Here is a 21,311-nt window from a genome sequence, read left to right on the forward strand (position 1 = left end):
CTGCGCCCGAGTATGGCTCAATCCTTGAGCGGAATGGTACGCAGATTGTTCAGTTCGCGTTCGGTCAGGGCGGCCTGACGGCGCATCGCGCCGGCCCGGCGGCGGTAGCGCAGCAGGCTTGGCAGCATCGCGAGCGCCCCGATCAGCGCCCCGAACAGGACCGCGCCGATCATCGCCAGGGCGAGCGGTGCGTCGAATTGCAGGAAGTAGAGATTCAACGCGACATCGCGCTGATTGAGAAAAGTGAACGCGGCGCCCAGGGCGCCGACCATCAGGACCACGGCCGCTGTCAGAAAACGCACAGTGTCGCCTTCAGGCCGCGCCCGATGCGGTCGGGACCGATTCAATCCCCATCATCGTCATTGCCCGCCCCGCCATTGACCCGGCTGCGCAGTTCCTTGCCAGGCTTGAAATGCGGAACGTATTTTCCCGGCAGACTGACACTCATGCCGGTCTTCGGGTTGCGCCCGACCCTCGGTGGCCGAAAATGCAGGGAAAAGCTTCCAAATCCGCGCACTTCGATGCGCTCGCCACCGGCGAGGGCATCGCTCATCTGATCCAGCATGCACTTGACGGCCAGCTCCACATCCTTGACGGCGAGCTGGCCCTGGAGCCGCGCGAGTTGTTCGATGAGTTCGGACTTCGTCATCGTCGCTGTTCTCTCACACCGGAAAAGTACGTCTCATGCCCAGTGATCAGGGAGGCTCCGTTCAGTCCATCGCCGGTTTGCCAGAGCGGCACGTCCATGTGCCGCGGGTCACTCCGAATGCTTCAGAGCGTCGTTACTTGGAGTCGTCGATCTGCTCCTTGAAGATATCCCCCAGCGTGGCCATGCCGGAGGTCTGGCCTTTGCCGTAGTCCTTCAGCGCCTGGGCTTCTTCGGCGTCTTCCTTCGCACGGATCGACAGGGTGATGCCGCGATTCTTGCGGTCCACGCCGGTCAGCCGCGCATCGATCTCCTGGCCGACCTTCAGCACCGTGCGCGCGTCCTCGATACGGTCACGAGCGAGTTCCGAGGCGCGCAGATAACCTTCGACGCCCTCTTCAAGCGCAATGACCGCGCCCTTCGCGTCGACCTCGACGACCTTGCCGGTGACGGTGCTGCCCTTCGGATGCGTCGCGATGTACGACGACAGCGGATCCTGTTCGAGCTGCTTGACGCCAAGCGAGATGCGTTCGCGCTCGGCATCGATTCCGAGCACCACGGCATCAATCTCGTCGCCCTTCGCGAAGCGACGCACGACCTCTTCACCTTCCTCGTTCCAGGAAAGATCGGACAGGTGCACCAGCCCGTCGATGCCGCCCGGCAGGCCGATGAAGATACCGAAGTCGGTGATCGACTTGATCTGGCCGCGAACGCGATCGCCCTTCTTGCTGTTCTGCGCAAACTCATCCCAGGGATTCGCCTTGCACTGCTTGATGCCGAGCGAGATACGGCGACGCTCCTCGTCGATATCGAGCACCATGACCTCGACCTCGTCGCCGATCTGCACGATCTTGGTCGGGTGGATGTTCTTGTTGGTCCAGTCCATTTCGGAGACGTGGACCAGACCCTCGACGCCATCCTCGATCTCGACGAACGCGCCATACTCGGCAATGTTCGTAACACGACCGAACAGGCGACGGCCTTGCGGATAACGACGCGCGAGGTCGCTCCACGGATCCTCGCCGAGCTGCTTGAGTCCGAGCGAGACGCGGTTGCGCTCGCGGTCGAACTTCAGCACCTTGACCTCGAGTTCCTGGCCGATTTCGACGACTTCGGTCGGATGCTTGACGCGCTTCCACGCCATGTCGGTGACGTGCAGCAGGCCGTCGATGCCACCAAGGTCGACGAACGCGCCGTATTCGGTGAGGTTCTTGACCACACCCTTGAACACCGAACCTTCCTGCAGCTGATCAAGCAGTGCCTCGCGTTCAGCACTGTATTCCTGCTCAACCACGGCGCGGCGCGAGACCACGACGTTGTTGCGACGGCGGTCGAGCTTGATGACCTTGAACTCGAGCGGCTTGCCTTCGAGATAGGACGCATCGCGCACCGGACGCACGTCGACGAGCGAGCCCGGCAGGAACGCGCGCACGCCTTCGATGTCGATCGTGAACCCGCCCTTGACCTTGCCGGTCAGTTCGCCGGAAACGACCGCGGCGCCCTCGAATGCCTTCTCGAGTTCGTCCCAGATCCGGTTGCGTTTGGCCTTCTCGCGCGACAGACGCGTCGCGCCCATGCCGTCCTCGACGGCATCCAGCGAAAGCTCGACCTCGTCACCAAGCTCGACCTCGAGTTCACCATCCCTGTTCAGGAACTCGGCGCGATCGATGACACCTTCGGATTTCAGGCCGGCGTTGACGACAATGACGTCAGGACGAATATCGACAACGGTGCCCTTGACCATCGAACCGGGCCGCATCTCAAGGCCGGCCAGGCTCTTCTCAAACATTTCAGCAAAGCTTTCGCTCATCAAGGCGGAGACTCCGCGCCCGGAAAGGGCGACATATGCAGTGTTAAGTGAACCACCCGCAACCTGCTGGCGCCGGTTGCGGCCCAAATTCTTGCGCTACACCCTAGGCGGCTGAGGTGAGCCGTTCGTGCAGCTTTGCACGGACGGTCGCGGTGACCGAATCGATCGAAAGATCGGTCGAGTCGATGACCACGGCATCGTCAGCGGCCTTGAGCGGCGAGGCCGATCGACCGGCGTCGCGCCGGTCGCGCTCGGCAATCTCGCGCGCAAGACTCGCTATCGTAACTTCAATTCCCTTTTCCTTCAACTGCTTATACCGGCGCCCGGCGCGGGCCTCGGCGCTGGCGGTCAGAAACACCTTCAGGGTCGCGTCCGGAAACACGGTGGTACCCATGTCGCGACCGTCGGCAACCAGCCCCGGCGCCATCCGAAACCCGCGCTGGCGCTCGAGCAGCGCCGCCCGCACGGGCCCGAGCGCCGCGACGCGCGAGGCCAGCGCCGCGCAGGCCTCGCCGCGCAGCGCCGCAGAAACGTCCACCCCGTCGAGATCCACGCAATCGTCCTCGGGACGGTCGGCCGGCCGGAACCGGAGCGCAAGTCCACGGGCCGTTTCGACGACGGCTTGGGCATCGTCAGGGTCGAGCCCGCGCCGCTCGACCGCCAGACCCAGTGCGCGGTAGACGGCGCCCGAGTCCAGGTAGTGCCAACCGAGTTCGCGTGCCAGCCGGCGCGCGATCGTGCCCTTGCCGGAGCCGCTCGGCCCGTCAATCGTCAGAACGGGCGGCGGTGTATCAGTCATTGAGGGCGGTGATCGCGAGGCCCGCGTCGCGGGCCAGCCCGGCGAATCCCGGAAACGAGGTGTCCACATTCGCACAGTCGTCGATCTCGACCGGGCCGCGCGCGCGCAGCGCCGCCATGGCGAAACTCATGGCAATTCGATGGTCACCGTGGCTGTCGATGCGGCCGCCGGCGATCGCGCCGCCGCGGATCACGATGCCATCGGGCGTCGGCCGTGCGTCCACGCCCAGCGTCGCCAGCCCCGTGGCCATGGTCGCGATGCGGTCGCTCTCCTTGACCCGCAGTTCCTCCGCGCCGGTCACAACGGTCTCGCCCTCGGCGCAGGCAGCGGCCACGAACAGCGCCGGGAACTCGTCGATCGCGAGCGGCACCTGGTCCTGCGGAACGCGAATGCCGTGCAACGGCGCGCTGCGCACCCGCAGGTCCGCGACCGGTTCGCCGCCAACGACGCGCTCGTCGACGATATCGATATCCGCGCCCATCGCGCGCAGGATGTTGATCACGCCGATGCGGGTCGGATTCACGCCGACATGGCGCAGCCGCAGGTCCGATCCGGGTGCGATACAGGCGCCGACCAGAAAGAACGCCGCCGAAGAAATATCGGCCGGAACGTCGATCGCGGTTCCGCGCAGCCGCCCGCCGCCCAGCAGACAAACCGTCGCCCCGTTGCGTTCGACCCGATAGCCGAAACCGGCGAGCATGCGTTCGGTGTGATCGCGCGTCGGCGCCGGCTCCGTCACACAGGTTCGCCCACTGGCGTACAGCCCGGCGAGCAGCAGCGCGGACTTGACCTGCGCACTCGCGACGGGCATCTCGAAGTCGATGCCGCCCAGCGCGGCGACCGGACGCACGACCAGAGGCGCCGTGCCGTTTGCCTGGGTGTCGATGCGTGCACCCATTCGCGCCAGCGGTTCAGTCACGCGGCGCATCGGTCGCGAACGCAGCGATCCGTCACCGGTCAGGCGGGATTCGAAGCGCTGCCCGGCGAGCAGCCCGGAAAGCAGACGCATGGAGGTGCCGGAGTTGCCGAGGTCGAGTTCGCCGGCTGAGGCACGCAGACCATCGCGGCCGACGCCGTGAACCACAACCCGACCATCGGTCGGTCCCTCGATTCTCACGCCCATGTCGCGAAACGCCTTCAGCGTCGCAAGGCTGTCCGCGCCCTCCAGGAACCCGGTGATCTCGGTGACACCGTCGGCGATGGCGCCGAGCATGATCGAACGATGCGAGATCGACTTGTCACCGGGCACGCGCAGGCTGCCACGCAGGCTGCCGCCGGGATCGACTCGAAAACGCGCTGCGGGCATGGTTCAACGACTCCGGGTGAAACGGTCGCGCGCGGCTTTCGCACGCTGAAACAATTCGAGAATCCACTGTGCGTCACCGGCCTCGACGGCGGCATCCAGCGCATCGAGATCGGCGCGGAAGCGCGCGAACATCGCGCGCAGGGCATCGCGGTTCTCAAGACAGATATCCCGCCACATCACCGGGTCGCTGGACGCGATGCGCGTGAAGTCGCGGAACCCGCCGGCGGCGAACCGGAAGATCTCGTCGTTCTCCTTCATGCGCGCCAGTGCGTCGACCAGCGCGAACGCGAGCATGTGTGGCAGATGACTGGTCGCCGCCAGCACCTCGTCGTGATGCGCCGGGTCCATCTCGACGACCTGCGCTCCGCAATAACGCCACAACGCCGCGACGCGGTCCACCGCACCACGGTCGGTCTGCGCGACCGGTGTCAGGATCACCTTGTGATCGCGATACAGCTCGGCGAACGACGCGGCCACACCGCTGTTCTCGGTACCGGCGATCGGATGACCCGGTACAAAGCGTGCGAAGGCCGGGCCCAGACCCGCGCGTGCGGCATTGGTGACCGAGGTTTTCACGCTGCCGCCATCGGTGATCACCGCGTCTGGTGCAAGCGCCTGCGCGACATGCGAAAACACCCGCGGCATTGCACCCAGCGGCACGGAGACGAACACGAGGTCCGCGCCCGCCACGGCACGCGCCGCGTCGGTATCGAACCGGTCGATCACGCCAAGTTCGACCGCCTGTGCCAGATGCGCCTCGTTGCGACTCGATCCGACGATCTCGTCGGCGAGCGGACGCAGGGCGCGCGCATACGAACCGCCGATCAGTCCGACGCCGATCACGCACAGTCGACGGATGCGCGCCGTTTCGCTCATCGCCCCAGCGCCCCTGCAAGGGCCTCGAGAAACCGCGCGTTCTGTTCCGTGGTTCCGACGGTCACGCGCAGGTGTTTCGGCAACCCGTAATTTTCGACCGGCCGCACGATGACGCCCTGATACAGCAGACTCTGGTAGACCTGCGCCGCGTCGCCGACTTCGACCAGCATGAAATTGCCGACCGATGGCACATGGCGCAGGTCCAGTCCCTGACACCCCTCGGCAATCTGCGCATGGCCGGCCGCATTGACCGCACGCGAACGTGCGACGAAGTCTTCATCGCCCAACGCGGCCTCGGCAGCGGCAAGCGCCGCGGAATTCACGTTGAACGGCTGCCGCGCACGATTCAGAAGATCGGCGATCTCCGTGCTCGAAAGTGCATAACCGACGCGCAGCGACGCCAGACCATAGGCCTTCGAGAAGGTACGCGTGACGACCAGGTTCGGATACCGGTGGAGCCAGCGCGAGGTATCCGGGTAGTCCGCTTCGTCGACGTACTCGAAATAGGCCTCGTCGACCACCACGACGACACCGGGGTCGACCGCGTCCAGCAGGCCCTCGAGCGCGCCGGCGTTCAGCCAGGTACCGGTCGGGTTGTTCGGATTGGCGATGAACACGACGCCGGTGGATCCGTCCACAGCGGCCGCGAGCGCGGCGGCGTCATGCCCGAAACGTGGACCGTGCGAACCGTCGTGCGCGGACACCACCCGCGCTGCCGCGCCGGCGAGTTGCGTGACGATCGGATACACGGCGAAGGCATGTTCGGAAAACACCGCATTGCGACCAGGCCCCAGAAAGGCACGCGCAATGAGGTCCAGCACGTCGTTCGAACCATTGCCGAGGGTGACGCGCGAAGCCGCGATGTCCAGCCGGTCGGCGAGCGCACGTTTCAGCGCAAAGCCGTTGCCGTCCGGATAGAGGCCGATCTGATCGAGTGCGGCTCGTGCGGCGGCAATCGCCCGGGGGCTTGCACCAAGCGGATTTTCGTTGGAGGCAAGCTTGACCGAATCGCGGATGCCGAGTTCGCGTTCCAGTTCGCTGATGGGTTTGCCAGGACGATACGGCGTCAGCGCACGCACCGTCGCCATCGCGCGCAGTCGCGACTGATCCTGCCCGGACACGATGTCGCTCAGAATGCCGCGACCGGGTAGGACCCGAGCGACTTGAACAGATTGGCCCGTCTGGCGAGTTCCGCAAGTGCCGCCGCCACATTCGACTCTGCGGCATGTCCTTCGATGTCCACGAAAAACACATACTCCCACGCGGCCTTGCGCGACGGACGCGACTCGATACGGGTCATCGACACGCGATGCTCGGCCAGCGGCGCAAGCAGTTCGACCAGTGCGCCCGCACGGTTGTGGGCGGAAACCATGACGCTGGTCTTGTCCCTGCCGCTCGGCGGCGCCTCGTGCTGGCCGATGACTAGAAAACGCGTGGTGTTGCCGCCGTCGTCTTCGATATTGCGCGCGAGGATGCGCAGTTCATAAAGACCCGCCGCCCGTTCGCCGGCAATGGCCGCCGCGCCATCCACCTCGGTAGCGAGCCGCGCGGCCTCGGCATTGCTTGCAACGGCGACAGTCCGCACTCCCGGCAGATGTTCCACCAGCCATGCGCGACACTGCGCGAGCGCCTGCTGATGCGCATACACCTCACGCACCCCCGCGACATCCGTGGCACGGCTCATCAGACAGTGATGAATCGGCAACTTGATCTCGCCACAGACCTTCAGCGGCGAGTTCATGAACTGGTCCAGCGTGTGCGTGACCACGCCCTCGGTCGAATTCTCGATCGGCACGACACCATACTGGGCCGCCGCGGCGTTCACCTCGCGAAACACCTCGTCGATCGAACCGAGCGCGACGAGTTCTACACCGGCGCCGAAATGCTTCATCGCGGCCGCCTCGGTATAGGTGCCACGCGGCCCCAGAAATGCGACCTGCAGCGGCTGCTCCAGCGCAAGACACGCGGACATGATCTCCCGGAACAGATGCGCAACGGTTGCATCGCTGAGCGGTCCGGGATTCGCGGCCTGCACCTGACGCAGAACCTGCGCCTCGCGCTCGGGCCGGTAGAAGAATGTCTCGCCCTGCCCACGCTTGACTTCGGCGACCCGCGCCGCGAGTTCCGCGCGGCGGCTGATGCGATCGAGCAGATCGCGGTCGATGGCGTCGATCGCGCTGCGCAGTTTGTCGAGTTCGTCCGGGTTGCTCACACCGGGTCCAGCACACGGGCCGAAAGCACGCCTTCGATCGATCGGATCGTGTTCAGAGCGGCATCCGGAACGGCCGTGTCGGTGTCGATGAGATTGTAGGCAAGTTCCCCGCGCGACTTGTTGAGCATGTCCAGAATGTTTAGACCGGCGTTTGCCAGATCGGTCGACACTTGGCCGACCATGTTCGGCACGTTCCGGTTCACCACAATGAGCCGGTAGCCCGAACCCCGGGGCAACACGGCCTCGGGAAAATTCACGGAGTTCGTCACCGTGCCATGCTCGAGAAAATCACGCAGTTGATCGGCGACCATGACCGCGCAGTTCTCCTCCGCCTCATGCGTCGACGCACCAATGTGCGGCAGGGCAATCACGCGCGGATGGTTCTTGATGCGCGCGGTCGGAAAATCGCAGACGTACATCCGGATCCGGCCGGCATCCAGGCCTTCGATCATGGCGGCTTCGTCGACGATCTCGGCGCGTGCGAAGTTCAGGATCGTCACGCCCCGGCGCAGCAGGCCGATGCGTGACGGACCGATCAGGCCACGTGTCTGATCGTTCAGCGGCACGTGTACCGTAACGAAGTCCGAGCGCGCGAGCAGGTCGTCCACGCTGATCGCCTTCTCGACGTCCGCTGCGAGCTTCCACGCGCTTTGCACCGTGATGGTCGGATCGTAGCCGAGCACACGCATGCCGAGCGCCCGCGCCGCATTGGCGACCTGCACTCCGATCGCACCGAGGCCGACCACGCCGAGCGTGCGCCCCGGCAGCTCCGAGCCGACGAACTGTTTTTTGCCCTGCTCGACGCGCTCATGCAGATCGTCGCCGGGCTCGAGCTCGCGCACGTACTGCCACGCCTGGCAAAGATTGCGCACCGCCAGCAGCATGCCGCCGATGACGAGCTCCTTGACCGCATTCGCGTTCGCGCCGGGTGCATTGAACACGGCCACACCGGCGTCACTCAGGCGCGCAACCGGGACGTTGTTGGTACCCGCCCCGGCACGTCCAACGGCCTTCAGCCGTGCACCCACCTGCATGTCGTGCAGATTGTGCGATCGCAGCAGGATTGCATCGGGATCGCCCATGTCCGAGGCGATCTCGTATACATCGCGCGGAAAGCGGTTCAGCCCGCTCACCGCAATGTTGTTGAACGTCTGAATCCGGTACATCTGGTGTTGTGACTCTGATGCTGCTGGCGTCGCGGATGTCTGGCGACGGTGTTCGCCCGGCTTATCCGCGCGTCCGCTCGAACTCGCGCATGTACTCGATCAGGGTATCCACGCCCACCTTCGGCATCGCGTTATAGATGCTCGCGCGCATGCCGCCGACCGAACGATGCCCCTTGAGGTTCTTCAGCCCGGCAGCGCTCGCGCCGGCAAGAAAATCGGCATCGAGGGCTTCGTCAGCGAGCGTGAACGGCACGTTCATCCACGAACGGTACGGCGGATCGACCGGATTTGCATAGAACGGCGAATCGTCGATCGCGGCATACAGTGCGCCGGCTTTCTCCTGGTTGGCACGCGCCATGGCCTGGAGTCCGCCCTGTTCCGCGATCCACTCGAACACCAGACCGGCGAGATACCAGGCATATGTGGGCGGCGTGTTCGCCATGGAATCGGCGGCCGCATGCACCCGATAGTCGAGCAACGACGCGCTGCCAGCCGGCGGCTCGCGGAGCAGATCCTCGCGCACGATCACCACCGTCAGACCCGCTGGCCCGATGTTCTTCTGCGCACCGGCATAGATCAGACCGAAACGCGAAACGTCCAGCGGGCGCGACAGGATCGTGGAAGAAAAATCGCCGACCAGCGGCACCTCGATGTCAGCCGGGATCGAATCGAACTCGACACCGCCGATCGTCTCGTTCGGCGTGTAGTGCAGATAGGCCGCATTCGGATCGATCTGCCAGGAGGCACGTGCCGGCACGGTCGTGTAATTGTTGGCTTTCGCCGAGGCGACCACATTGACCTTGCAGAACCGTTTGGCCTCGGAAATCGCCTTCAGCGACCACTGCCCGGTGTCCAGATAGTCCGCGCTTTCGTGGGCACCGAGCAGGTTCATCGGCACCATCGCGAACTGCAAGGTCGCACCGCCCTGCAGAAACAGCACCTTGTAGCCCTGCGGAACGTCCAGCAACGCACGCAGGTCAGCCTCGGCCTTTTCCGCGATCGAGATGTAGCTCTTCTCGCGATGGCTCATTTCCATCGTCGACATGCCGGTGCCGTGCCAGTCGCGAAACTCGCGCTGCGCACACTCCATGACGGCAATCGGCAGCATCGCCGGGCCGGCGCTGAAGTTGTATATGGTTGTCATTGTTCGGTTTCCGGATCGGCCGCATCATCTGGCTCAGTTTCGACATCCGGGTCCGGATCTCCATCCGCATCCGCATCATCCACTTCCAGGCAATCCACCCGCGCGAGGCCGATCAGATTCTCGGTCTCGGCGAGCCGGATCAGGCGCACGCCCTGGCTCGCACGCCCCTGAACCGAGACATCCGCGACACGGGTGCGCACGAGCGTACCGCCGTCGCTGATCAGCATGAGCTCATCGTCGCTGACCACGCGAACCGCGCCCACGACGCGCCCGTTGCGGTCACTGGTGCGGATCGCGATGACGCCCTGACCGCCACGCCGGTGCGTCGGGAACTCCGACATCGGCGTGCGCTTGCCGTAGCCGTTGACCGTCGCGGTCAGCAACTCGGCGCTGTCGTCGCCGATGATCAGGGCAACGACCTCCTGATCGTCACCGAGACGGATGCCGCGCACGCCGCAGGCGGTGCGCCCCATCGGGCGCACATCGGATTCCTCAAAGCGCACGGCCTTGCCGGCGCTGGTGCACAGCATCAACTGTTGCCGGCCATCGGTGCGGGCGACTCCGACAAGTTCGTCACCCTCGCGCAGATCGCAGGCGATGATCCCATTCGCGCGTGGACGCGAAAAATCCTGTAGCGGCGTCTTCTTGATGACGCCGGCGCGCGAGGCCATCACGACGTATTCGTCTTGCGGATATTCGCGCAGCGGCAACACCGCGCTGATGCGCTCACCCTCGTCGAGCGGCAGCAGGTTCACCATCGGCTTGCCGCGTGCATTCGGCCCGGCCTGCGGAAGTTCGTAGACCTTCAGCCAATACGCCTTGCCACGGCTTGAAAAACACAACAGCGTGTCGTGGGTCGCCGCGACGAACATCTGCTCGATGAAGTCGTCTTCCTTGGTGGTGGCGGCCGTGCGACCGCGACCACCGCGACGTTGCGCGCGATAGGCATCCAGCGGCTGCCGTTTCGCATAGCCGCTGTGCGAGAAGGTCACGACGGCGTCTTCGTCGGTGATCAGATCCTCAATCGAGAGATCCTGCTGGGTCACGACGATTTCCGTGCGCCGCGCATCCGCATACTGTTCGCGCAGACTCGCGAGTTCACCGCGAATCTCGCGGATCAGACGATCGGGGTTCTGCAGAATGTCGAGCAGGTCGGCGATGCGAACGAGGATCTCGCGGTACTCCTTGAGCAGATTCTCCTGTTCGAGCCCGGTGAGCTTCTGCAGCCGCAGATCGAGGATCGCCTGTGCCTGGGTGTCGGACAGGCGGTAACCGGCGTCGCCCAGGCCAAACCCGGTGGGCAGATCATCGGGCCGCGACGCCGTCGCGCCCGCACGCGCCAGCATCTCGGTGACGACCCCCGGCGGCCAGGCGCGATCGAGCAGCGCCTGCTTGGCCTCGGCGGGCCCGGCCGCCGCCTTGATCAGCGCGATGACCTCGTCGATGTTGGCCAGGGCGACCGCAAGCCCTTCGAGCACATGCGCCCGTTCGCGCGCCTTGCGCAGCTCGTACAGGGTGCGCCGTGTCACGACCTCGCGGCGGTGACGCAGAAACGCCTCGAGCATGTCCTTCAGCGTGAGGAGCCGCGGCTGGCCACCGAGCAGGGCCACCATGTTGATGCCGAACACCGTCTGCATCTGCGTGTGCTGGAACAGGTTGTTCAGCACGACATCCGGCACTTCGCCACGCTTGAGATCGATCGCCACGCGCATGCCGTCCTTGTCGGACTCGTCGCGAATCTCGCTGATGCCCGTGATGCGCTTGTCCTTGACCAGGTCGGCGATGTTCTTGATCAGGCGCGCCTTGTTGACCTGGTAGGGCAGCTCGTGGACCACGATCCGCTCGCGGCCGCTGTCCTCGGTCTCGAAACCGGTGCGTGCACGCACATAGATTCGGCCGCGCCCGGTGCGATAGGCCTCGCGAATCCCGCGCGCGCCGTTGATGATGCCCGCGGTCGGGAAATCCGGCCCCGGCACATGCGCCATCAGGCCGTCGAGATCGATGTCGGGGTCGTCGATCAGCGCCAGTGTTGCGTCGATGACTTCGCCGAGATTGTGCGGCGGGATGTTGGTCGCCATGCCGACAGCGATGCCGGAGGCTCCGTTCACCAGCAGGTTTGGCACCCGAGCGGGCAGAACGGTCGGCTCGTTTTCCTTGCCGTCATAGTTCGGGACGAAGTCGACCGTTTCGCGATCGATGTCCGCCAGCAGTTCCGACGCGAGCCGCGTCATGCGGCATTCGGTGTAGCGGTAGGCCGCCGGTGAATCGCCGTCTACGGAGCCGAAGTTGCCCTGCCCGTCGACCAGCACGTAGCGCATGGAAAAATCCTGCGCCATGCGCACCAGCGCCTCGTAGGTCGCGGTGTCACCGTGCGGGTGGTATTTGCCGAGCACGTCACCGACCACGCGCGCGCACTTCACGTACGGGCGATTCCAGCTGTTGTTGTTCTCGTGCATCGAGAACAGGATGCGCCGGTGCACGGGTTTGAGACCGTCACGCGCATCCGGGAGGGCGCGGCCGACGATCACGCTCATGGCGTAATCGAGGTAGGACTGTCGCATCTCGTCTTCGAGCGCGATCGGCAATACCTCTGAGGCGAAATCGGCCATGCGTTTCCGGGGTCTTCAGGCTTGGCGGCAGATGGCCCGCCAGACGGCGGCAGGCGCGTTCCGGGCGGGCTGCCCAGGGCTGCGGCGCTTCACGCGCGCAGCGACGAGCACAACGGTGAATTGTAACATGGCCCTGTCATGGGCGCGGTCGGGACGATCGCCGCCTCAGGGCGTCCTGAACGCCCGATTTGCGGCGATTGGCGGGCCCGCCTCTACGGCGACCCCAAGCCGGTCAGCGCCCAGACCAGACGGCGCATGACACTGCGATCCAGCATCCGCCTCGGACTCAGAATCAGCGTGACCACGATCGCACCCAGGGCCTGTAGGCGACGGCCCGAGGCGGCCGCATCCGCCGCCCTGCGCAGGGCGTGGCGCAGCCGGATCGCGCGGCGCAGCGGCGCCACGGCCGCCGGCCAGGCGGTGCTGGGCGCGACGACTTCGAGCGCCGCTTCGACACCGGCCGCGTCGAGCCGGTGACCGGCCAGCCCCTGATAGTCCACGATGCGCCGCGCGGTCTGCTCCGCATCCCCCCAGGGCCAGCGGCGAGCGGCCAGGGCGCGATCGAGTGATCGCCGCGCGGCCTCGGTATCACCGGACTGAATTTCCTCGTGCAGACGCCGCAATGCGTTGCGCGCACGGGCGAGTTCCAGTTCGTCGCCGGAAAGCAGTTCGGTGGCCGGCGGCCTGGCAAACACCGTGCGCTCGAGTTCGTCGAAAAACGCGCCGGACTGCGAGACCGACTTGCTCTCCCCGTGATACCGGAACCGCGCCAGGGCTGGGCCGTCGATTCGCGCCCATGCGCCTTGCATCGAGAGACGAACCCAGAGGTCAAAATCCATGACATAACGCAGGCCTGCATCCACACCACCGGCCCGCGCAACGGCGCGGGCATTCATGAACGTGCCCTGCTGCGGGATGGAGTTGCCGAGCAGCAGCAGTTCGCGGGCACCGCGGGTCAGACCGCGCCACGCCCCCAAAGGCTCGCCACGGGCGTCCACACGCAGGACTTCGCCGGTCCACGCCACCGCGTCCGGCACGGCCCGCCAGGCCTCGGCAACCCGGCGCAGCGCACCGGGCTCCAACAGATCGTCAGCGTTGATCCAGGCGAGAATTTCGCCGCTTGCGCGCGCAAAGCCTTCCGCAATGGCGGCAGCCTGCCCCGCATCGGGTTCGCAACGCCACCCCGAGAGCCTCGACGCATGGCGCTCGATCACGGCGCGGCTTGCATCGGTCGACCCGCCATCGAGCACGAAATACTCGAGCCTGGGATAGGCCTGATCGAGCACCGAACGTATACAGGCGTCGAGATACTCGCCCTGATTGAACGACGGCGTTACGACGCTGATGGTGGGCCAGTTCGCCTCACTCAAGTTCCGGCTCCGGCGGAGCGGCACGGTCACGGATGGCCTTGAGCAGCGACTCCAGTTCCAGACGCAGCGGATGTCGAACGACATACAGCCCGACCAGCCAGCCCAGCGCGGCCGACAGACCGCCCGTCAACAGCGTTACAAAGGCGCCACTGGATTCACGCAGCCAAAACATCGACGCATAAGGCCCCACCGCGGAGAACGCCGTCAGCACCGCATTGCGGATCATCACGGACCACCAGGCCCGTGCGGGAAATCGGACCACACGCCGAAACATCCACATCGAGAGCACGAACACGCCATAACCTACAGTCACGGCGCCCAACAGCATGTTGTACAGCCCGTAGGGAGAAAACAGCCAAAGCGTGGTTACCAGCACGATGATCGTCATGCCCGCCAGAAACACGTTGATTGCCGGCCGCCCGATTGCAACGAGAATCGAAGAGTGAAGACTCAGCGTCACGCCCCAGAAGCGCCCAATCACGAGCACCTGCAGCAGCGGCGCCGCCTCGACCCATTGCCAACCGAACAGCAGGCTGATCGCGGGCGAAGCCAGAATCGCGAGCACCGCGTAAAACGGCCATGCAATCGCGCAGATATTGCCGGTCCAGCGCACATACAGATCACCGATGGGCTTGCCTTCACGCAACAGTCGCGAAACCAACGGCATCGCCACCGGCAGGATGCCCGACAGCACCAGGGTGCGAAACAGTTCGAGCAATCCCTTCGCCCGGGAAATCAAACCAACGCCGCCGAGTCCCACCAGGCGCCCGATCATCAGCTCGTTGATGCTCGCGGCCAGTTCGTAGAGCACGCGCTCGACGAATACGTTCAGGGAGAAGCTGAAAATCTCGCGCGCACGCTTCAGCGTGGGTAACCCCCCAAAGCGCTTGCGTCGATACGGTATGCACAGCAGCGCCGTGACCGCGACACCAGCGACCGCACCCCAGGCCAGGGAGACCGCACCCACGCCGTACCAGGCGAGTGAAATGGACACCGCGTTGCGGGTGAAGGTCGCGCTGGTGCGAATCTGCAGAATCTTGCCGAACCACATCTCGCGGGTCAGCAATGCCATCGTGATCGAGCCGAACGGCAGCAGCAGGAAGGTGAATGCGAGCACGCGGCCCACCTCGCCAACCGTCGCCGACTCGTAGACCAGCGCCAGCGGTGTCGCGACCAGCCACAGGATCACCGCCATGGACCACGCCAGGATCAGCGTGATTCCGAACGCCGACTGCACGCGCTCGCGGGTCAGATCAGGCTCACGAACCAGATACTGGCTTACGCCGAAATCGCGCACGATATGTGCGAAGCCGGCCACTGCGGCGGCTATTGAATATGCGCCAACCTCGTGCGGGGTCAGCAGGCGCGCGATGACCATCGCGGCCACGAAGTCGATCACGAGGCTCGCGTATTTTTCCGCGAAGCTGGTCGCTAGCGAACGTCGAACGCTGGCCACGCCACAAACCTGTCTAGGTTGCCCGCAGGCACGCCAACAGTGAAACGGCGACGCTCGCGGTGATCACTGCCCCAGGAGCGAAGCCGCTCTCGATGAGCTGTACAGATGAAGCCGGAACCCCTGGCGGGCTGAGGCTTCTGAGTCGCGCACCTCGAACCGTGCGCAGCATGCGTCAGCCGATCTTGGGCGTGTCCGCGCCTTCCTTCTGCACGGGCATCAGATCGCTCTTGCTGATCCCCAGCGCCAGTGCCGCGACGCTGGCGACGTATATCGACGAGTAGGTGCCAACGAAGATGCCGACGAGCAACGCCAAGGAGAAGCCGTGAATGATCTCGCCACCGAGAAGAAACAATGCGACGAGCACTAGCATGGTCGTCAAGGACGTCATGAGGGTGCGCGACAGGGTTTCGTTGAGCGAGGAGTTCGTGATGGTTTCGGGCGTGCCCTTGCGGTGTCGCCGGAAGTTCTCGCGGATACGGTCGTAGACCACGATAGTGTCATTGAGCGAATAGCCGATGACCGCGAGCACCGCCGCAAGCTCGTTCAGATTGAACTCGATCTGGAACAGCGAAAACACGCCCATGGTGATCGTCACGTCATGGATGAGCGCGACCACGGCGCCGATGGCGAACCGATACTCGAAACGAACGGCGACGTAGATCAGGATGCCGATGAGCGCATAAAGCACGGCGAGCCCACCCTTTTCAGTGAGCTGCTTGCCGACCCGCGGGCCGACGAACTCCACACGCCGGAGGTCCACCCTGCCGTCATGCCGGGCCTTGAGCCCGCTGAACACCTTGTCGCTGAGCGCTTCGGAGCTTATGTCCTCACGGGGTGCGACGCGAATCAGCACGTCGCTCGACCGGCCGAAATGCTGCACGGTAACGTCTCTGAAATCCGCGCTGCCGAGCGCCGCGCGAACGTTTTCCAGATCGATCGCGCGGTCATAGCCGACCTCGACGAGCGTGCCGCCCGTGAAGTCGATACCCAGATTGATGCCGCGTGTGACAAAAGCGAAGACCGAAAGCGCGATCAGGATCAGCGAACCGATTACCGCGATCCGGCGCTTGCCGATGAAATCGATTTCTTGACCCGGTTTGAGTAGACGCATGACTGCTCAGATTGCCAGGCGCAGGTCGCGCACGCGCTGACGACGCCCATAGATGAGATTGATGGCCGCTCGCGTGCCAACGATCGCCGTGAACATCGAACTGAGAATGCCGATGAACAAGGTCACGGCAAAGCCCTTCACGGGCCCGGTTCCGAAGCTGAACAGCACGACCGCCGCGATCAGCGTGGTGACGTTCGCATCGACAATCGTCGAAAAGGCCTTTTCGTATCCGGCGTAGATGCTCGCTTGTGGTGAGTTGCCGCTGCGCAGTTCCTCGCGGATGCGCTCGAAGATCAGGACGTTCGCGTCGACCGCCATGCCGACTGTCAGCACGATGCCGGCGATGCCGGGCAGGGTCAAGGTGGCCTGCAGCATGGACAGAACCGCGACGATCAGAACCAGGTTCAGACCCAGGGCTACATCCGCGATCAGACCGAACACCTTGTAATACACAACCATAAAGATCAGAACAACCACGAATCCGACCACGACCGATCGCAGGCCCTGATCGATATTGTCCTGCCCCAGACTCGGGCCGATGGTGCGCTCCTCGACAATATTGATCGGCGCGGCGAGTGCCCCGGCACGCAGCAGCAGAGCCAGATCGCGCGCCTCTTCCGACGAATCAAGCCCGGTGGTCTGGAAACGCGCGCCGAACGGTTCGAGGATGTTCGCGATCGAGATGACCTCCTCGTGCTTGCGCGTGGTCTTCTGCGCCACGCCGTCGACGAGTTTGGTCTCGGTGCGGTTTTCGATGAATACAACCGCCATCGGCTTGCCGACGTTTTCCGAGGTCACTCGGCGCATGCGCTGCGCACCCAGGCTGTCGAGGCGAACGAATACCGCCGGGCTGCCGTTCTGGCCGTCAAAGCCGGAGGACGCATCCACGACCTGGTCGCCCGTCACGATGATGCGCTTGCTGAGGAGAACCGGCCGCCCCTCGCGCGTGCGATAGAGCTTGCTGGTCGGCGGCACACGGCCGTCGAGCGCGCTCTGCACGCTGTTTTCGGTGTCCTCCAGACGATACTCCAGCGTGGCCGTTGCACCGAGAACGTCTTTGATGCGCGCCGGATCCTGCGCACCCGGCAGCTGAACTACGATGTGTCGCTCGCCCTGGCGCTGAATGACGGGTTCGGCGACGCCCAGCGCGTTCACGCGATTGCGCAGAGTGGTGATGTTCTGTTCGAGTGCGAATTCGCGCAGCCGCTCCAGCTCGGATGCGTTCACGCGTGCCAGCACCTTCTCAGGATTGTCGTCCGGCGCTTCGAGCGTCAGCTGACGGAACTCCTCTTCCAGTTTGCCCAGCGCTGACGTGCGTTGTTCGGCGTCGTTGAATTCGATATTGATCACGCCATCCGCGACACTGACCGTGCGGTAGCGCAGCTTGTTTTCGCGCAGACTCTGGCGCAGATCGCTGACGAAGCGTTCGAATGCCTGCTCCGTGGCGGCCTCCATATCCACATCAATCAGGATGTGCACGCCACCGCGCAGATCCAGCCCCAGGTACATCGGCTCGGCGCCGAGGCCGCGGAGCCAGCCCGGCACGTTCGCTGAAAGCGTCAGTGCGACCGTGTTCTCGTCACCCAGCGCGGCCTCGACGAGATCGCGGGCCTTGAGCTGCGTTTCAGGGTCTTCGAAACGGACGAGCAATTGCGAAGGAGCGTTCTGAAGCTCCAGCGATTTCGCCTGGACGCCGGCCTCGGCCAGCAGCGCACGCACACGGTCCAGCGTGGCCTCGTTGACCTCGCCGCGACGGTTCGCGGAGATCAGCATCGAGGGATCCTGCGAAACGAGATTCGGCGCTGCATAGACCAGGCCGAGCAGGATCACGGCCACGAGCAGCACGTACTTCCACAACGGATATTCGTTTCGCATGGGGCTGGGGCGCCGCGCGCCGGACTACTTGCGCAGGTCTTTGAGCGTGTTCTTCGGCAGGACGGCGTTCACGGCACCGCGTCGCGCGATGATCTGCACGCCGTCGGCGACCTCGAGCGTCACGTACTGGTCGTCGATCGCGGCGATCTTGCCGAGCACGCCGCCGTCGAGCGAAACCTCGTCACCCTTGGACAGGGCGTCGACGAGCGCGCGGTGCTCCTTCTGCCGCTTCATCTGCGGACGGATCAGGAGGAAATAGAAAATTACGATCAGAATGATCGGGAACAGCAGGCCGCCGATCCCCATCTGCGGCTGGGCGCCGTCTTGGGCCAGCGCGTCCGAGATCAGAAAACTCATCAGCTTTATGGATTCCGCATTCGGTAGTGGACAAAGTCCGCCCGGTTGCCGGGCCGGACCGGTAAAGCCGGCGGATTATGACACAAAGCCCGTTGCCGTCGATGTCTCGGGCCCGCGCCGCGCGTAGAACTCGGCGGTGAAGCTGTCCAGCCGTCCGCCGACGATCGCGTCGCGCAGGCCGCGCATCAACTCCTGGTAGTACCAGACGTTGTGCACGGTATTGAGGCGCGCGCCGAGCATCTCGTTGATCCGAGACAGGTGGTGCAGGTACCCGCGGGAGAAATTCCGGCAGGTGTGGCAGCCGCAGTCGGGGTCGATCGGCGTGGTGTCATCCCGGTGCGCGGCATTGCGGATACGCACCGTACCGAAGCGCGTGAACAGATGGCCATTGCGGGCGTTACGCGTGGGCATGACGCAGTCGAACAGGTCCACGCCGCGGCGCACGGCCTCGACGATGTCCTCGGGTCGCCCAACACCCATCAGATAGCGCGGCCGCGCAAGGGGCAGTCGCTCGCCCATCCGCTCGACCACCGCATTCCGGGCCTCGGCCGGTTCGCCGACGGACAGTCCGCCGATGGCGTAGCCGTCGAATCCCAGCTCGATCAGTCCGGCGGCGGATTCATCCCGCAGTTCCGGATACACGCCGCCCTGAACGATTCCGAACAGCGCGGACGGATGCGCGCCATGGGCATCGCGGGAACGGCTGGCCCAGCGCAGCGATCGGCGCATCGAGTCGGCGGCGGTCGCTTGGTCGCATGGATAGGCCGTGCAGTCGTCGAAAATCATGACGACATCCGAGTCCAGCGCATGCTGCACGCCAATCGAGGTCTCGGGGTCGAGGTAAACCTCGCTGCCGTCGATTGGCGAGCGAAACCGCACGCCGGATTCCTCGATCCTGCGCATCGCGCCGAGGCTGAAGACTTGGAAACCGCCTGAATCGGTCAGGATCGGACCCGACCAGCCGATGAACCTGTGCAGGTCACCGTGGCGACGCACGACCTCCACGCCGGGGCGCAGCATCAAATGAAAGGTATTGCCGAGGATGATCTGCGCGCCGGTGGACGCGACTTCGTCGGGACTGAGGCCTTTGACGGCCCCGTAGGTGCCCACCGGCATGAAGGCCGGGGTCTCGACACCGCCACGACGCAGCTGGAGGAAACCGCGTCGCGCGGCCCCGTCACGGGCCAGCAGCGTGAAGTCCATGGCTGGTGGTCCGCGGGGTATTGACAGTCAGTTCACTATATTAGAAAATACTCATGGACATCGGGCCTCCCCCGATGTCGCACACTCCTCCATCCTCCTTTGGTGGTTTGGGCGCGGCGCCCCTTCGCCGCGCCCTTTTTTTATGGTTGGCGCGACGACTGGCGGATGACCGGATTTGGCTGCCCGCATCAGGAGCGCACCAACCCGGCTCAATCGCCATAAAGCCGCGCCACCCTAGCACATTTTCCGCCGGATTAACATGGTTTAACGGCTGTCCGCAGACCCGCCCCGTGCCGAAAACCGGCATTCCGGCTCACGGTTCAATCAGCATCGCGTCGCCATAGCTGAAAAACCGGTAGCCCGTCCTTACGGCGTGACGGTAGGCCTCCAGAATGAACTCGCGACCCGCAAAGGCGCTGACCAGCATCAGCAGGGTCGAGCGCGGCAGGTGGAAGTTCGTGACCATCGCATCGACCACGCGAAACTCGAATCCCGGCGTGATGAACAGGCGCGTATCGCCATCGTAGGGCCGGAGTTCGCCGCCACGCGCGGCAGTCTCCAGCGCGCGCACGACCGTGGTACCCACTGCCACGATCCGCCCGCCGTGGGCCCGTACCGAGCCAATGGTCTCAACCAGTTCCCCGCTCACCACCAGGCGCTCGGCGTGCATCCGGTGCTCGGAAATCGATTCGCTGCGCACCGGCTGAAACGTTCCGGCCCCGACGTGCAGCGTGAGCCGCGCGGTCGAGATGCCCCGTGACACCAACTCGCTGAACACCGCGTCGTCGAAATGCAGGCCTGCGGTCGGCGCCGCGACGGCACCATCTACCGCCGCGTAGACCGTCTGGTAGCGGTCCTGATCGATCGCCTCGTCCGCGCGCTCGATATACGGCGGCAATGGGATATGGCCCGCCCGCGCGAGCCAAGCGTGCACCTCGCCTACGCCCGTAAAGTCCAGTTCGAAAAGCTCGTCGCGTCGCGCCGTGACCACGGCGGTCACGCCATCGTCGAAGACGAGTTCGGTGCCGACCCGCGGGGTGCGGTTCGCACGCAGATGGGCCAGCGCCCGGGCACGGCCCGTCGCGCGCTCGAGCAGCATCTCGACACGTGCGCCGGAGCGCTTGTGGCCGAAAACGCGCGCCGGCACGACGCGGGTTTCATTGAGCACCAGCAGATCGCCGGGACGCAGCAACCCGGGCAGATCGCGAAAGGCACGGTCGCGAATTTCCCGTTTGCTGTGCCTGAGGTGCAGCAGGCGGCTGGCACTGCGCTCCGCGGCCGGATGTTGAGCGATCAGCGCTTCCGGAAGCTCGAAATCAAAATCACTCAGCTGCATGAGACACCCGTCAGACACCGATTCGTGCTGTGGCA

The 21,311-nt window shown here is 64.8% G+C and carries 18 protein-coding genes; all 18 read right to left on the bottom strand.

The window, feature by feature from the left end:
* Positions 1-17 precede the first annotated feature (17 nt).
* Positions 18-281, bottom strand: coding sequence for a LapA family protein (locus KDG50_12880; GenBank protein MCB1866311.1), 264 nt, complete (start codon positions 279-281; stop codon positions 18-20).
* Between the two features lie 62 nt (positions 282-343).
* The gene (locus tag KDG50_12885) at positions 344-649 is read right to left on the bottom strand and encodes an integration host factor subunit beta (GenBank protein MCB1866312.1); all 306 of its coding nucleotides are present in this window, start codon (positions 647-649) and stop codon (positions 344-346) included.
* 133 nt (positions 650-782) lie between these two features.
* Positions 783-2,456, bottom strand: a complete 1,674-nt coding sequence (rpsA, locus tag KDG50_12890; GenBank protein MCB1866313.1) for a 30S ribosomal protein S1 — start codon at positions 2,454-2,456, stop codon at positions 783-785.
* Positions 2,457-2,559: 103 nt separating this feature from the next.
* A complete protein-coding gene (locus KDG50_12895) occupies positions 2,560-3,255 on the bottom strand; it encodes a (d)CMP kinase (GenBank protein ID MCB1866314.1) in 696 nt (231 codons plus the stop codon).
* Positions 3,248-4,561 (bottom strand): 3-phosphoshikimate 1-carboxyvinyltransferase, encoded by a 1,314-nt coding sequence (gene aroA, locus KDG50_12900; GenBank protein ID MCB1866315.1) that lies wholly within the window; start codon positions 4,559-4,561, stop codon positions 3,248-3,250. The genes KDG50_12895 and aroA overlap by 8 nt, the downstream gene beginning before the upstream one ends.
* Before the next feature lie 3 nt (positions 4,562-4,564).
* Positions 4,565-5,437 carry a prephenate dehydrogenase/arogenate dehydrogenase family protein gene (locus KDG50_12905; protein ID MCB1866316.1) on the bottom strand — a complete coding sequence of 291 codons (873 nt, stop codon included), beginning with the start codon at positions 5,435-5,437 and terminating at the stop codon, positions 4,565-4,567.
* Positions 5,434-6,525, bottom strand: coding sequence for a histidinol-phosphate transaminase (locus KDG50_12910; GenBank protein MCB1866317.1), 1,092 nt, complete (start codon positions 6,523-6,525; stop codon positions 5,434-5,436). The genes KDG50_12905 and KDG50_12910 overlap by 4 nt, the downstream gene beginning before the upstream one ends.
* A gap of 41 nt (positions 6,526-6,566) precedes the next feature.
* Positions 6,567-7,649, bottom strand: coding sequence for a prephenate dehydratase (gene pheA, locus KDG50_12915; GenBank protein MCB1866318.1), 1,083 nt, complete (start codon positions 7,647-7,649; stop codon positions 6,567-6,569).
* Positions 7,646-8,815 carry a phosphoglycerate dehydrogenase gene (locus KDG50_12920; GenBank protein MCB1866319.1) on the bottom strand — a complete coding sequence of 390 codons (1,170 nt, stop codon included), beginning with the start codon at positions 8,813-8,815 and terminating at the stop codon, positions 7,646-7,648. Before KDG50_12920 ends, pheA begins: the two co-directional genes overlap by 4 nt.
* A 61-nt stretch (positions 8,816-8,876) precedes the next feature.
* Positions 8,877-9,959, bottom strand: coding sequence for a 3-phosphoserine/phosphohydroxythreonine transaminase (serC, locus tag KDG50_12925; protein MCB1866320.1), 1,083 nt, complete (start codon positions 9,957-9,959; stop codon positions 8,877-8,879).
* Positions 9,956-12,568, bottom strand: coding sequence for a DNA gyrase subunit A (gene gyrA / locus KDG50_12930; GenBank protein ID MCB1866321.1), 2,613 nt, complete (start codon positions 12,566-12,568; stop codon positions 9,956-9,958). The genes serC and gyrA overlap by 4 nt, the downstream gene beginning before the upstream one ends.
* A gap of 212 nt (positions 12,569-12,780) precedes the next feature.
* Positions 12,781-13,938: a glycosyltransferase gene (locus KDG50_12935; GenBank protein MCB1866322.1), complete on the bottom strand. Its 1,158-nt coding sequence runs from the start codon at positions 13,936-13,938 to the stop codon at positions 12,781-12,783.
* The gene (locus KDG50_12940) at positions 13,931-15,394 is read right to left on the bottom strand and encodes an oligosaccharide flippase family protein (GenBank protein ID MCB1866323.1); all 1,464 of its coding nucleotides are present in this window, start codon (positions 15,392-15,394) and stop codon (positions 13,931-13,933) included. The genes KDG50_12935 and KDG50_12940 overlap by 8 nt, the downstream gene beginning before the upstream one ends.
* A gap of 172 nt (positions 15,395-15,566) precedes the next feature.
* Entirely contained in the window at positions 15,567-16,505 is a 939-nt protein-coding gene (secF, locus tag KDG50_12945; protein ID MCB1866324.1) for a protein translocase subunit SecF, read from the bottom strand.
* 6 nt (positions 16,506-16,511) lie between these two features.
* Complete coding sequence (secD, locus tag KDG50_12950; GenBank protein ID MCB1866325.1) at positions 16,512-18,380, bottom strand: protein translocase subunit SecD; 1,869 nt, start codon at positions 18,378-18,380, stop codon at positions 16,512-16,514.
* A 24-nt stretch (positions 18,381-18,404) separates the two neighbouring features.
* Complete coding sequence (gene yajC, locus KDG50_12955; GenBank protein MCB1866326.1) at positions 18,405-18,737, bottom strand: preprotein translocase subunit YajC; 333 nt, start codon at positions 18,735-18,737, stop codon at positions 18,405-18,407.
* Between the two features lie 75 nt (positions 18,738-18,812).
* Positions 18,813-19,940, bottom strand: coding sequence for a tRNA guanosine(34) transglycosylase Tgt (gene tgt / locus KDG50_12960; protein ID MCB1866327.1), 1,128 nt, complete (start codon positions 19,938-19,940; stop codon positions 18,813-18,815).
* A 313-nt stretch (positions 19,941-20,253) separates the two neighbouring features.
* Complete coding sequence (queA, locus tag KDG50_12965; protein ID MCB1866328.1) at positions 20,254-21,276, bottom strand: tRNA preQ1(34) S-adenosylmethionine ribosyltransferase-isomerase QueA; 1,023 nt, start codon at positions 21,274-21,276, stop codon at positions 20,254-20,256.
* Between the last annotated feature and the right edge of the window lie 35 nt (positions 21,277-21,311).

Source organism: Chromatiales bacterium (genome assembly GCA_020445605.1).
Taxonomy (GTDB): Bacteria; Pseudomonadota; Gammaproteobacteria; order JAGRGH01; family JAGRGH01; genus JAGRGH01.